General features: G+C 41.8%; 11 protein-coding genes and 1 riboswitch. Of the genes, 5 read left to right on the top strand and 6 right to left on the bottom strand.

All coding sequences use genetic code 11. From position 1 onward, the window contains the following. Positions 1–173: 173 nt before the first annotated feature. Entirely contained in the window at positions 174–905 is a 732-nt protein-coding gene (radC, locus tag NOS7107_RS02240; RefSeq protein WP_015111357.1) for a DNA repair protein RadC, read from the bottom strand. A 160-nt stretch (positions 906–1,065) separates the two neighbouring features. Then, a complete protein-coding gene (locus tag NOS7107_RS02235; protein WP_015111356.1) occupies positions 1,066–1,686 on the bottom strand; it encodes a TMEM165/GDT1 family protein in 621 nt (206 codons plus the stop codon). 642 nt (positions 1,687–2,328) lie between these two features. Next, positions 2,329–2,458: riboswitch (cobalamin riboswitch) on the top strand. A gap of 47 nt (positions 2,459–2,505) precedes the next feature. Between NOS7107_RS02235 and cobG the strand changes: the two genes are divergently transcribed. The 4 genes from cobG (at position 2,506) to NOS7107_RS02215 (ending at position 6,073) form a co-directional block, all read left to right on the top strand. After that, positions 2,506–4,014 (top strand): precorrin-3B synthase, encoded by a 1,509-nt coding sequence (cobG, locus tag NOS7107_RS02230; RefSeq protein WP_083889765.1) that lies wholly within the window; start codon positions 2,506–2,508, stop codon positions 4,012–4,014. Between the two features lie 2 nt (positions 4,015–4,016). Beyond that, positions 4,017–4,643, top strand: coding sequence for a precorrin-8X methylmutase (locus tag NOS7107_RS02225; RefSeq protein ID WP_015111355.1), 627 nt, complete (start codon positions 4,017–4,019; stop codon positions 4,641–4,643). 2 nt (positions 4,644–4,645) lie between these two features. Then, positions 4,646–5,350, top strand: coding sequence for a precorrin-2 C(20)-methyltransferase (locus NOS7107_RS02220; protein WP_015111354.1), 705 nt, complete (start codon positions 4,646–4,648; stop codon positions 5,348–5,350). A gap of 66 nt (positions 5,351–5,416) precedes the next feature. Next, positions 5,417–6,073 (top strand): Uma2 family endonuclease, encoded by a 657-nt coding sequence (locus NOS7107_RS02215; RefSeq protein WP_015111353.1) that lies wholly within the window; start codon positions 5,417–5,419, stop codon positions 6,071–6,073. 34 nt (positions 6,074–6,107) lie between these two features. Here NOS7107_RS02215 and NOS7107_RS02210 read toward each other — a convergent pair whose 3' ends face one another. From NOS7107_RS02210 to ctpB, 3 genes are all read right to left on the bottom strand, one after another. Further along, the gene (locus NOS7107_RS02210; RefSeq protein WP_216594395.1) at positions 6,108–7,229 is read right to left on the bottom strand and encodes a S1 RNA-binding domain-containing protein; all 1,122 of its coding nucleotides are present in this window, start codon (positions 7,227–7,229) and stop codon (positions 6,108–6,110) included. Between the two features lie 8 nt (positions 7,230–7,237). Further along, positions 7,238–8,206, bottom strand: coding sequence for a glycosyltransferase family 2 protein (locus NOS7107_RS02205; RefSeq protein ID WP_044500457.1), 969 nt, complete (start codon positions 8,204–8,206; stop codon positions 7,238–7,240). Between the two features lie 132 nt (positions 8,207–8,338). After that, positions 8,339–9,676 carry a carboxyl-terminal processing protease CtpB gene (gene ctpB, locus NOS7107_RS02200; RefSeq protein WP_015111350.1) on the bottom strand — a complete coding sequence of 446 codons (1,338 nt, stop codon included), beginning with the start codon at positions 9,674–9,676 and terminating at the stop codon, positions 8,339–8,341. A gap of 326 nt (positions 9,677–10,002) precedes the next feature. Between ctpB and NOS7107_RS02195 the strand changes: the two genes are divergently transcribed. Beyond that, entirely contained in the window at positions 10,003–10,740 is a 738-nt protein-coding gene (locus NOS7107_RS02195) for a YdcF family protein (RefSeq protein ID WP_015111349.1), read from the top strand. Between the two features lie 30 nt (positions 10,741–10,770). On the opposite strand, the gene NOS7107_RS02190 is transcribed toward NOS7107_RS02195, so the two are convergent. Next, positions 10,771–12,117, bottom strand: coding sequence for a pentapeptide repeat-containing protein (locus tag NOS7107_RS02190; protein ID WP_015111348.1), 1,347 nt, complete (start codon positions 12,115–12,117; stop codon positions 10,771–10,773). Positions 12,118–12,213: the final 96 nt, after the last annotated feature.

Genomic DNA, 12,213 nt, shown 5'->3' with positions numbered 1-12,213 from the left:
GTGAGAAATAGGTGCTTTTATTATGCCTTTGGCTGAGGAAAAAATCTGGCAATAAGATACAATTTTTACGAATACATAGATTAATTTTGTTGTCAATAGACAATTTTGGAGATAGAGCAGGGGACAGTAATATCAAGTTTGCATAAATAGCAAAACTCCCCACCTGCGCTACATCAATCAAATTGAGGATAATCATTCCATAAAGTTGTGATTTCGCGTAAACTTTGGTGATTTCCATTACCTAAAATTACGTGATCTAGCAAGGGAATGCCTAATAACTGCGCTCCTGCTAATAATTGACGAGTCAATTCTATATCTTCTTGACTAGGTTCAATGTTCCCAGAAGGATGGTTGTGGGCGACTATTGCTCGTGTTGCACCTTGGCGAATTATTTCCCGAAAAATTTCTCTTGGGGAAGCTAGGGTTTCGGTAGCGGTACCAATGCTAATGATTTGTGTACCTAACAAACGGTTTTTAACATCTAATAACAACACGGCAAAACGTTCTTGGGTTTGCCACATTAAATCTTGACTAAGCGCTGCTGCCGCCGCCATTGGACTATCAATTGCAGTGCCATCTGAAGGACGGGAGAGAAACGCACGTTTGCCTAGTTCTACCGCAGCTAAAATACTTGTGGCTTTTGCTGGGCCGATACCAGGAACTTGCATTAATTCCGCTGGGGTAACTTCTCGCAAAACTGCTAATGGGTCACGTTGGTGTTTGCTTAATTCTTGCAAAAGATATTGTCCCAAACCCACTGCTGAGAGTTTTCCTGGGCCTTGACCAGTGCCTAAAAGAATTGCAATTAACTCCGCTGTTGCTAAAATTTTGGGGCCATGAGTCATCAAACGTTCACGCGGACGTTCATTTGTGGGGATGTCGGCAATTCTCAGACAATAGGTCATAGAAGCATTCAATAAATAGTTACCGATATGGAACTATTTTTATTTATCCCTTGTTTGCGCTCAAAATTATCTTAATTCGAGAAAATCTTTAATTTTGGCTAGTCTTACTGCAATGTATATCCCGCCGCGAAATTTATTCCCAGGCGGGATAAGGCGCTCTTTAGACTCCTTCTACAGCAGCAACCACAGCAAAAATCAGAAATAAGCATCCACCAATAAAGGTGAGTTGGCGTTCAGAAATGCGTCCGGCGATAAGTTTACCACCGATAACTGCGATCGCGGCACAAATACTATGTCCTAAAATTGCGCCAATCGTTACCCCAATTGGATTATTACCCGCCGCTAAAGCAATAGTAGCAATTTGTGTGCGATCGCCCCACTCTGCCATAAATGTTAATAAGAAGGCTTCTGTTAAAATTGCCCAAGGGGTTTTGCGTTTTGGTAGCTGTGCATCTGCTTTTTTCACCGCGGCTTCTGCTTCTTCGACAACATCTGCATCACAACTCGCCGCAGCCATTTTACTCGCGTCATACAACAGCTTAATACCGAAGGTAAAAAACAAAGCGATTTCTGCATAATGAACGTAAATTTTGGGGAGTAAAGATGCTGCTTGCCCAAATATTACTGAGAGGATAGTCATTGCAGCTAAGGCGGCTGTGACTCCAATAAACACCAAGCGCCGCGAATGGTGCATTGCCAAAATTACAGCGATAAAAAAAGTTTTATCACCAAGCTCAGAAACGGTAATTAATAATAAACCTGCGGTAAAAGCTGTTAACACTCTGTCAAGCTCCTGAAAAATTTGTAGCGATGTGAGCTTGAAGAGAGCCAAAAGACCTCACCAAGCTCACATCTTGTTTGTGAACTTAGTGAAGGTCTCGCTTTCAAATACTAAGCATTTGACATCTGAACCAGGCTTATCACCAGTATGTTGACTCAGATGAACTGGCTTCTAACTTCAAAAGTTATGCCAGTAGCTACTCCCCTTCTATTAACCTAAATGTTACATCTATCTATAGTTAGAGTCAATCATTAAATTTTCATGATTGTCAGCAACTAAGATCATCTTAGCAGTTGATCCGGCGACAAGAGACTGTTAAATACAAAAAATGTGACTACAGAAGTTTTTTCAACAATCAAATATGAGTTAAGTAGAACGGTGCAAATAAACAGAAGTATGTAACAAAAAGTAAAGTTATCTAAAACTCTCTTCCCTTCTGCCTCCTGCCTTGTCATAACTACAATTTTTAACATCGACCTACTTATGCCTATACTCGTTGGAGAGCAAAAGCCAGAGTTAAAAACTTACAAGCTAAATATCCCCGATTTTTTGCGAAAATTCTCCACAAAACGAACACTAGACTTGATATAGCAGTCCGAAATTATTCATGAGTGATTCATGAATAATGTAAAGCATAGAGCATTCCGCAGACAGTCTCATGGTAAATTACTAAAGCTTAGAGTTGGGAAACTCCGGTGAAATTCCGGGACTGTGCCGCAGCTGTGAAGGGAAATCCCAAGTCAGAATGCCAACTCCGGGGTGTCTAAAAGACACAGTGATGATCTAATCTCTGCGTCGCACAGAGAAGGAGTTGCAACTTTGCTTTCGGGATTTACTGCCTGTCCAGGCTTATTTTACGCTACATCGGCTCAAGATGGCATTTTGTCTCGCCTGAGAATACCTGGTGGGATACTTAATAGTCAACAATGTCAGGCGATCGCAGAGATCGCAGATAATTACGGTGGTGGCTATGTTGATGTCACAAATCGCGCTAACCTGCAAATCAGAGAAATTAATCAAGGTATCAACAGCGAAGTTCTCCAACAGCTACAAAGTTTGGGGTTGGGTTCGCCTAATTCGGCTGTAGACCACATCCGCAATATTATGACTAGTCCCACCGCAGGTATTGACCCAGCAGAATTAATCGATACTCGCCCTTTGGTTCAAAAATGGGATAACTACATAGCAGCGCATCCTGAACTAGTCGGACTATCAGCGAAGTTTAGCGTTTGCTTTGATGGCGGTGGAAAAGTTGCGGTAAGCGATCGCCTCAATGATATCTTATTGACTGCTGAATTAATCAACACTCAAGTTTACTTCCGTTTACATCTGGGTTTAATCAAAAGCAAACCACCCACAGATACAGGAATTATCTTGTTGCCAGAACAATGTTTGTCTATTTTGGCAGCTTTAGCAGATGTTTATTTACATCATATTGATATTAATAGTAAACGCAAGCCACGTTTGCGAGAAGTAGTAAACAGTTTGGGATGGGAAAATTATCTTCAGCAAGTTGAATGGCGGTTAAATTTTTCTGTGCGGCGTTGTGAGCATTTTATCAAAAAACCTTCCCAAGCAAAAAAGGAAGAATGTTTCAGCCATATTGGTGTTCATCCCCAACGACAGGAAAATTTATTTTATATCGGTGTAGTTTTGCCTTTGGGTAGGCTTGAAAGTCAGCAAATGTGGCGTTTAGGGGATTTAGCAGCACAATATGGTAGCGGGACTATCAGACTCACACCTTGGCAAAATTTGCTCATCACTGATATTACCCAGAAATGGGTTGTTGATGTTCAAAATGAAATAGCTGAATTAGGATTAGATTTCAAAGTTACAAATATTAAAAGTTCATTAATTGCTTGTTCTGGTAAACGGGGTTGTGCTGCTTCTGCAACAGATACTAAAGGTCATGCTTTGGCATTAGCCGATTACCTAGAAACTCATGTTAAACTAGATCGCCCAATTAATATTCACTTTAGCGGCTGTGCAAAATCTTGCGCCCAACATCACAACAGTGACATCACCTTACTAGGTGTGAGCGATGGGCTGCGCCCCACCGTAGGCAATCGCGATATGGAAAGTTATCACGTTTATGTTGGGGATAGGGAAAATCACGAAAAATTCGGACTAAAAATCTATGAATACGTCAGTTTTGCAGAACTACCTGCACTGATAGAACAAATGCTCAAAGTGTATAAAATTCATCGCTTTAATCATGACGAATCTTTTCAGGAATTTGTCAATCGTTATAGTATTACCCAACTGAAAGATTTATTTGAGAGTCTCAAAATCTGCGTTCATCTGCATTTATCTGCGGTTTGTAATTGAAAATGTCCGAATATATCCGAAACCCTAACGAAATCTACCGTAATTCTTTCTCTATCATTCGGTCAGAAGCTAACTTAGATGTGCTGCCGACAGATGTAGCAAAAGTTGCTGTGCGTCTGATTCATGCCTGTGGCATGACGGATATTGTGACTGACTTGGGATATTCACCCACAGCAGTCCAATCAGCACGCGCCGCACTGATATCTGGTGCGCCTATTTTATGTGATTGTCGGATGGTAGCCGAAGGAGTCACCAGGCGGCGACTACCAGCCAATAACGAAGTTATTTGCACCCTGAATTATCCCGAAGTCCCAGAACTCGCCCAAAAACTGGGTAATACAAGGTCAGCCGCAGCATTAGAATTATGGCGATCGCACTTAGAAAACTCAGTCGTTGCCATTGGTAATGCACCCACCGCCCTATTTAGGTTACTCGAAATGTTAGACCAAGGAGCGCCGAAACCTGCGGTAATTTTAGGTTTCCCGGTCGGATTTGTCGGTGCAGCCGAATCAAAAGCCGCCCTAGCAGCAGACAGTCGGAATGTACCATTTATGACATTACATGGTCGGCGGGGTGGAAGTGCGATCGCCGCCGCAGCAGTTAACGCCTTGGCCACGGAGGAGGAATAATCATGACAACCAAAGGCCGTTTGTATGGAGTTGGTGTCGGCCCTGGCGACCCCGAACTATTGACAGTCAAAGCACTGCGGTTATTGCAGGCTGCACCTGTAATTGCCTATCAATCAGCCACAGATAAAGAGAGTATAGCGCGGGCGATCGTGTCTCAATATTTGACAGGCGAACAAATCGAAGTCCCCTTTCACTTACCCCGCGCCTTAGAACCAGAAAAAGCCAAAGCTATATATGACCAAGAAGTTGAACCAATTGCTCAACACCTCGCCGCTGGACGCGATGTCGTAGTTGTGTGTGAAGGAGACCCGTTTTTCTACGGTTCCTTCATGTATGTATTTACACGCTTGTCTCAGCATTACCATACCGAAGTAGTGCCTGGTGTTTCCTCACTCATGGCTTGTCCAGTCGCTTTAGGTGTACCCTTCACCTACTACAACGATATTCTCACCATTTTACCCGCCCCACTACCAGCCGAAGAACTGATCACACAACTGTTAAATACAGATGCAGCCGCAATTATGAAACTAGGCCGCCATTTTACAAAAGTGCGGGATATTTTGGAGCAGTTAGGATTAGCATCACGGGCATTGTATATTGAACGGGCAACAATGTCACAGCAGCGAATTGTCCCCTTGAGTGAAGTTGACCCGGCTGAAGTACCTTATTTTGCCATGATTGTTATACCCAGTAAAAATCGCTTATAAACAACTACAAAAATTTTCGGAAATATACGCAATGCTAAAATATTAGTACTAAAAATCAACAATTGTATGGTTACACTGCGATTCAGGCAAATTCGAGTTACGCCAGGTCAGCGCGTGATATTGGAAGATGTAATTTGGCAAGAATTTGAGGCGATTCTTGATGAATTAGGAGAACATCGTAACAGCCGCATCGCCTACAACCAAGGCATACTAGAAATTATGGTTCCACTCCCAGAGCATGAGAAAATTAAAGTCATTATTGGGGACTTGGTAAAAATCCTCCTTGATGAACTTGATTTGTACTGGGAATCTCTTGGTTCAACAACCTTCAAGCGTGAAGATATGGCTGCGGGGATCGAACCAGACGATTGCTTTTACATTCAAAATTACCAATTGATGATAGGTAAAGAACGCATTGACTTAAGCGTTGACCCTCCACCTGATTTAGCAATTGAAATCGATATCACTTCAAAAACTAAAGCAAGTGCCTATCAAGCATTAAAAGTACCAGAAATTTGGCGGTACTTTCAAGGCAAGTTAGAAATCAATTTACTTCAAGGGGATAAATATGTTAAGTCTGATACAAGTTTAATTTTTCCCAATTTTGGAGTTATTGAAGAAATTCCCCGATTTATAGAAATGGCAAAAACTACAGGAACTACGCTAACGCTGAGAGCATTTCGTCAGTGGGTAAGAAAATATATCATTACTCACGAACCTTAAGAATGTGGGGAATAAATTAGGATTTTATTTAATACTATTGTAGCTTTGACAAGACATTTTGATAGTATCTAGCAGCCATTTCTTCGGCTTTTTCATACACAATCAATGGGTCTTTTAGCATATCACCTGGTTCAGTTTCCAAATCGCTAGTTGATAGCGACACTCGCCCTCTTTCAACATCCATTGAGATAATTATTGCTCTAATCCAGTCACCAATTTGAAAGACCTTTTCTGGATGTTCAACAGGTTGTTGAGAAATTGCGGAAATATGTAGTAGTGCGTAATATCCTCCAATATCAACGAAGACACCATACGGCTTAATTTTAATGATACTGCCATCTATAATTTGACCAAGCTTAAGTGTTTCTAGTCTTGCCTTTGCTAAACGGCTACGATTATGAATTGTTCGTCTGGTGATGGAGTTCTCACGTAGTTCATATTGTTGATATAACTCAATTTTCCGTTGCTCATACCAACTCGCATCCAATTCACCTAATGCAATATCTATTGGTAAATTTTTGTATAAACTGACAACTGCGTAGACTTCTCTAATTTGACCGTTAGCTGCTAAATTTGCTATCCATAAAAGTACATCATGTAAAGTTACCAACCATTGTTGTTTTAGGGTTAGTTGATTCCATACTGTTTCACGTCCGGTTTCGGGAACCCTGCTATGTCCTCCTCCATACATTGCTAAACGTGTTTGCCAATTTTGACCAGAACTATTATTTGGCTGGAGCAAAGCACCCCAATTTGTATTACTCAGATTATCAATGTACGACCATTGTGATGGTTGATATTCATCTTGAATAAACTTGATAATTCCATCGTGAAAGGCCTTGAGCAATTCGCAACGTTCAACCGTAATATTAAGGCGTGTTGTAGTATTTCTAGCAGACATCCACGGCTCAACCCGAAATTGCACAAGTAAATCGCTTAAACTCTCAGCTATCAGCTCTACTTCACGACCTTCTTTATCTATGATCATTTTTGCAGGTAGTTGCAAATCTCGAATTTGCCCCAACCAAATGTACAATTCTTGGTATGGATCGAATATATATGATGTCCAAGTTTCAGTACAAATATCATCAGTTTCTATACGGAGTAAAATCCATCCTCTCAGAATTTGATTATTCAAGGATTGGGTAAAAGTCACTCTCATTTTTACAACCAAGCTATTATCTTGGCATTTTCTGGTAACTTAGCATTTTTCTGCCCAGCCATCCGAGCTTGGATGACAAATACAGTAATAGGAGTATTTAATAAATCTACAAGATTGGCTTTACCTGCGATCGCCTTCACTGTATTTTTCGGTACTTCCTTAAATATCCAGCGTAATAACCGATTTCCACATTCGGGAAGTGTCAATTCTGGCATCAGTTCTATCCCATGTAATTCATGCAAATAGCGATTTGAACGTCCATAGCGTCGCCATTGACTCGCCAGTTCTTTAAGTGTGGTACGGTGGCGGTGCTGTACAGTCGCTTGGGGTGCAAACTCTAAACGCCCAAGATTGTGCCGCAAAATTCGCCAGCAGATATCTGCATCACCACCAGTTGTTAAATAAGGCCGAAATAAGCCGACTTTTTCTAAAGCAGTGCGGCGAATTGCTAAATTAGCAGTCTGCCCATAGGCGCAAAAAGGATGAGCTAATGTATGCTTTTGCGATAAAATATCCTGAAGTTCAGCGTATTGTTCTAGTAAAGTATTCCCTGGAAGTGCTGTAATTTCCCCAGCAACAATCACCACCTCGGAATTAACAAAAGGTTGGATGAGTGATTCTAGCCATTGGGGTTGGGGATGGCAATCAGCATCAGTAAAAGCGATAATTTCTCCAGTAGCAGCGCGAATTCCTGTGTTCCTTGCAGCGTAAGAACTTTGAATTTGATTTTCGCTCAAAGCTCGAATTGTAATTGCCGAATTTGCAGCAGCTTCTTGGAGTAAAGTGAGAGTGCGATCGCTACTGTTATTATCTACCAACAAGTATTCTACACGGTCTTTTGGGTAGGTTTGCGACGACAAACAAGCAATCAACGCCGATAAATCTGCTTCAGCATTATAAATAGGAACAACCACCGACACCATTGGTAAAAATCTGGCGGCGGTGGTTGTGTTAACTGGCTGATAATTCATAAGATTAGGGATTTTGGCAATGGGATTACTCATTATTATTCCCAATCCCCAAATCCTATAAAGGTTTAATCAGGCAGTTTTTTTCACTCCAGCAATTGAGTTCACAAATCCTCATACATGAACCTTTAGGAACTAGAACTTCAAGGTTTCAGCACTAGCACTCACAGGTGGAATGTTTTGAATCACAGAAGACCGAGCAAAACTATTACTAGATAAAGCTGCGATCGCTCCAGCATACTGCGGATCGCTGGGAGTACCAATTAAATTAGGGTTAGATGCTAACTGACGCTCTTGAGCTTCTGTCAAATCTATCTTGATATCTGGCGCTATTCCCTTATGGTTAATATCAGTTCCCAGTGGGGTGTAGTAGTGGGCGATAGTGACAGCCAAACCAGAACCATCTGATAATTCATGCACTGACTGTACTAAAGCTTTACCAAAGGTTTGACTACCAATAACTACTGCGCGTTTATTATCTTTGAGCGCACCTGTTAAAATTTCGCTGGCACTAGCAGAATTACCATCCACCAGTATAGCCAAAGGGAGTTTTGTCAAAGAAGTACGATTAGCTTTGGTTTGTTCACTACTACCTTGACGGTCAACTGTGCGGACGATCGCACCATTATCCATCCACATCCGGGCAATTTCGATACTAGCCTGCAATAAACCACCAGGGTTCCCACGCAGATCTAAGACAAAAGCATCAACTTTCTTACCATTCAAATCTCTAATTGCTCGACGCATTTGATCTGCGGCGTGGCCACTAAACTCTCTTAAGCGGATGTAACCTACACGACGATTACCTTCTTGCTTGAGAGTGTAACTAACTGTTGGCACTTCAATTGTTGCCCGTGTTAGTTTCAAGTCAAACGCACCCTGTCCGCTTCTTTCCAAACGTAATGTGATTGGAGTACCTGCTTGACCACGAATTAGTTTGGAAGCATCATCCACCTTTAGTTTCAAAGTGGGTTTCCCATCAATTGCTAATATCTCGTCCCCAGCTTTAATCCCTGCTTTCAATGCTGGAGAATTATCTATGGCTTCCACAACCGTCAGGCGCTGAGTTTTTTCGTTTAGTTCCATCCGAATACCAATACCTGAGACTTCCCCAGATGTTTGATTGGTAAGAGCCTCATACTGTTTAGGATCCATAAATCTGGTATACGGATCACCCAATTTTTGTAAAGCTTCGCGGATGGCTATATATGCTTCTTGTTTAGAAGAATAATCTTTACTTAATAGGCTCTGCCTAGTTGCTTGCCAATTTTGTTGATTAAAAGTTCCATCAACATACTCACGATTTACCAGTTGCCATACCTGGTCAACTAAGGTTTTAGGGCTATCTTGTAAGGCGGCACGAACGCAGCGAGTCCAAGCAGGGCCAAATACGGATATAGCGGCGGTTGTGGCGATCGCTCCACCAATCATGGCTAGTTGGAGCGGCGAGTAATGTTTCGCAGATTGGTTCATGTATATTAGCTGGAATGGTTGTTTTGTTGAAAGTTTAGCAATCAGACTTTTCAGAGACTTTTAAGTTTTTATAATTTATTTTCAGTTAAGCTTTCTTCATTATTTTCCCCTCGGAATTACCCTAAAAATTTTGCCTTACTTACAATTAGTGTTGTAATCATACATCTGCTAAATAAATTAGCAGTCTAATCTCGCCCTATACAAGTATTGTGACACTTTTAACGGTGTCATATTTACACCCTATATTAATTTTATAAGATAGCATTTTGTTGGCTGGACTGCTGGCATTTTCTATATTCTTTAACTCAGCTTTTTTCAGCTATGACATGAGACATAAATTTACTCAAAATTCATCAATTTCTGACAAGAGAAAATTAAATAAAACGTTGCAATTGCTACAAAAAATTTTACGTGGTTTATGCCTAATTTTGGGCTGCTGGCTAATTTTCACAACTATAACCTTAGTTTCTGCATCTTCCAAGCCTGTTGATGCTTTGTTTGTACTGGGGGGCAGTATTCGCCGCGAAATCTACGTTGCCCAACAAGCAAGACAAAATCCCCAAATTCCAATTTTAATTTCTCGCGGTTCTTTAGACCCCTGTATATGGCTGATTTTTCAAAGAGAGGCAGCAGATTTACAAAACGTTTGGTTAGAAAACTGCGCTGATTCTACTTTTGATAATTTCTACTACGGAATTCCGATTCTGAAACGTTGGGGAGTACATAAAGTAAAGTTAATTAGCTCTCCCAGTCATTTCCCCAGAGCTAAATGGATGGCTCAAATTCTTTTAGGAGCGCAAGGAATTTGGGTAGAACCAGAGGTAGTTCAAGAAAAAGGTCGTCCGGCTAATCAGGAATATTGGTGGAAAACAGCATTTGACATCACACGAAGTTCATTCTGGGCAGTGATCAGTCAATTTATCCAACCACAATGCTCATCTGTTACCCAACTGACTGATGTGGATATGGAACGTTGGGAACGTCAAGGTTTTGTCTGTGAACGACAAGGAGGATTGGGGAGCAAGGGAGGAAGAGGACAGGGAGGCAAGGGTGTGGGAGAGTAAGGGTATAAGAGAAAAACTAAAAACCATTGACTATTTTCCCAATAGATTGGGGATACCTTCGCAACCACCGGGAATGGTGGCTCTAGTTGTTTCTCCACCCCAAGCACAGCAGTAGTAACGGTTCGTCTCAGACATCCTTTGAACATTTGTGAAATCAGCATTTTCTATTACAGCCCCTGTATGTTCACCAGTTTCATAGTTTGGAGGTTCTGTACGACTACGGGGCGAAGCTTTCTCAACAGACCCATAAAATAAACGCACTCCATTCATATCAGCACTATTGAGATTGGTATGATATAAAATAGTGCGGGAGAGGTTTGCTTTTACCAAGTCGCAAGCACTGAGATTAGCACGAACAAGATTAGCTTCACTCAAGTCAGTCCAACGCAAATCTGTGCTAGAAAGGTCTGCGGTGGCTAACATTACACCTAAGTCAATGACGCGTACACCTTCTAAACGGTCTTCTGCATAACCACCCATACCATTGAGAATTGCTCGACCTAAGCGCCGATCGCGTTTTAAGGGTGTGAGTAATTTGGAACGGGAGAGAAAGCGGAGAATTTTGGCTTTACCACTGCCATCAACGCTACTAAAAATTGCGGCTGTGCGACCTTCGGCGATCGCTCTTTCTTGGGGCCAGTCTTCTAATAAGCCTTCTTCATCTAGCACCAAGTCCGAAATGCCTTGGAAATAAGAATCTATTGTTTGCTGCTGAGTGATAATATTTTGTTGAACTGTCAGCAAATTTTGTTGAATTGTCAGGTCTTTGGAAATAACGTATTGTCGCCACGCTACATAAACGGCAATGATGGCGATTAAAATTTGCCCTAATGCGCCAAACCATTCTGCTAAAGTTCCAGAGGCTTCCCAGTTAATTCTCCGCCCTAATATGAGAAGGCGATCGCCAATCCCAGAAAATTTGATGAAGCCCACAATGGCTGCTATTAGTCCCAAAAAGCCGACAAATAAGGTTCTGTCTTCCGGTGTAAACCATTCTTTGAGAACATATTGCAACCAAGGCAATAGCATGGCTAGAGATAACACCAAAGTGAGCAAGGTTCCCACCATTCCCACAACCCAGTTATTGAGGATGGCTCCTAACAACGTGAAAGCGATCGCTGCTATAGTCAGCATTAATGCCCTGGGCTTAACCGTGAATTGCTGGGTAGGGCGTTGCTGCATACTAGAACGAGCTTGCTGCATCACGGCGGCATTGTGTGATGATTGCAAAGATGAAATCGCGGCTAGTGCTTGTTGGGCTGTTAGTGCTTCTGGACTTAAATGATTATCCCTAGAGTCACCATCGAAATCATCTGGCTCCTGTTCGGGTAAAGGTTCTGGGCTTGGTGGATTGGGAGAGTTAGATTCAATTGCCATGCTTTCTATTTTGCCCCAGTAGACTCAGTTCAACAGCTGTTTTATGTTAACTGCTAAGAGGTAGGATTCGGCACAGAGCGATCGCTGTGATAAATA

Source organism: Nostoc sp. PCC 7107, from assembly GCF_000316625.1.
In the GTDB taxonomy this organism is placed as follows: Bacteria; Cyanobacteriota; Cyanobacteriia; order Cyanobacteriales; family Nostocaceae; genus Nostoc_B.
This window is presented reverse-complemented; position numbering and strand designations above follow the sequence as displayed.

Bases quoted from the DNA above. Each gene is read 5' to 3' on its own strand.
- NOS7107_RS02195 (WP_015111349.1), top strand. From the start codon at position 10,003: ATGAGACATAAATTTACTCAAAATTCATCAATTTCTGACAAGAGAAAA.
- ctpB (WP_015111350.1), bottom strand. From the start codon at position 9,676: ATGAACCAATCTGCGAAACATTACTCGCCGCTCCAACTAGCCATGATT.
- NOS7107_RS02225 (WP_015111355.1), top strand. From the start codon at position 4,017: ATGTCCGAATATATCCGAAACCCTAACGAAATCTACCGTAATTCTTTC.
- NOS7107_RS02205 (WP_044500457.1), bottom strand. From the start codon at position 8,206: ATGAATTATCAGCCAGTTAACACAACCACCGCCGCCAGATTTTTACCA.
- NOS7107_RS02220 (WP_015111354.1), top strand. From the start codon at position 4,646: ATGACAACCAAAGGCCGTTTGTATGGAGTTGGTGTCGGCCCTGGCGAC.
- NOS7107_RS02190 (WP_015111348.1), bottom strand. From the start codon at position 12,117: ATGGCAATTGAATCTAACTCTCCCAATCCACCAAGCCCAGAACCTTTA.
- radC (WP_015111357.1), bottom strand. From the start codon at position 905: ATGACCTATTGTCTGAGAATTGCCGACATCCCCACAAATGAACGTCCG.
- NOS7107_RS02215 (WP_015111353.1), top strand. From the start codon at position 5,417: ATGGTTACACTGCGATTCAGGCAAATTCGAGTTACGCCAGGTCAGCGC.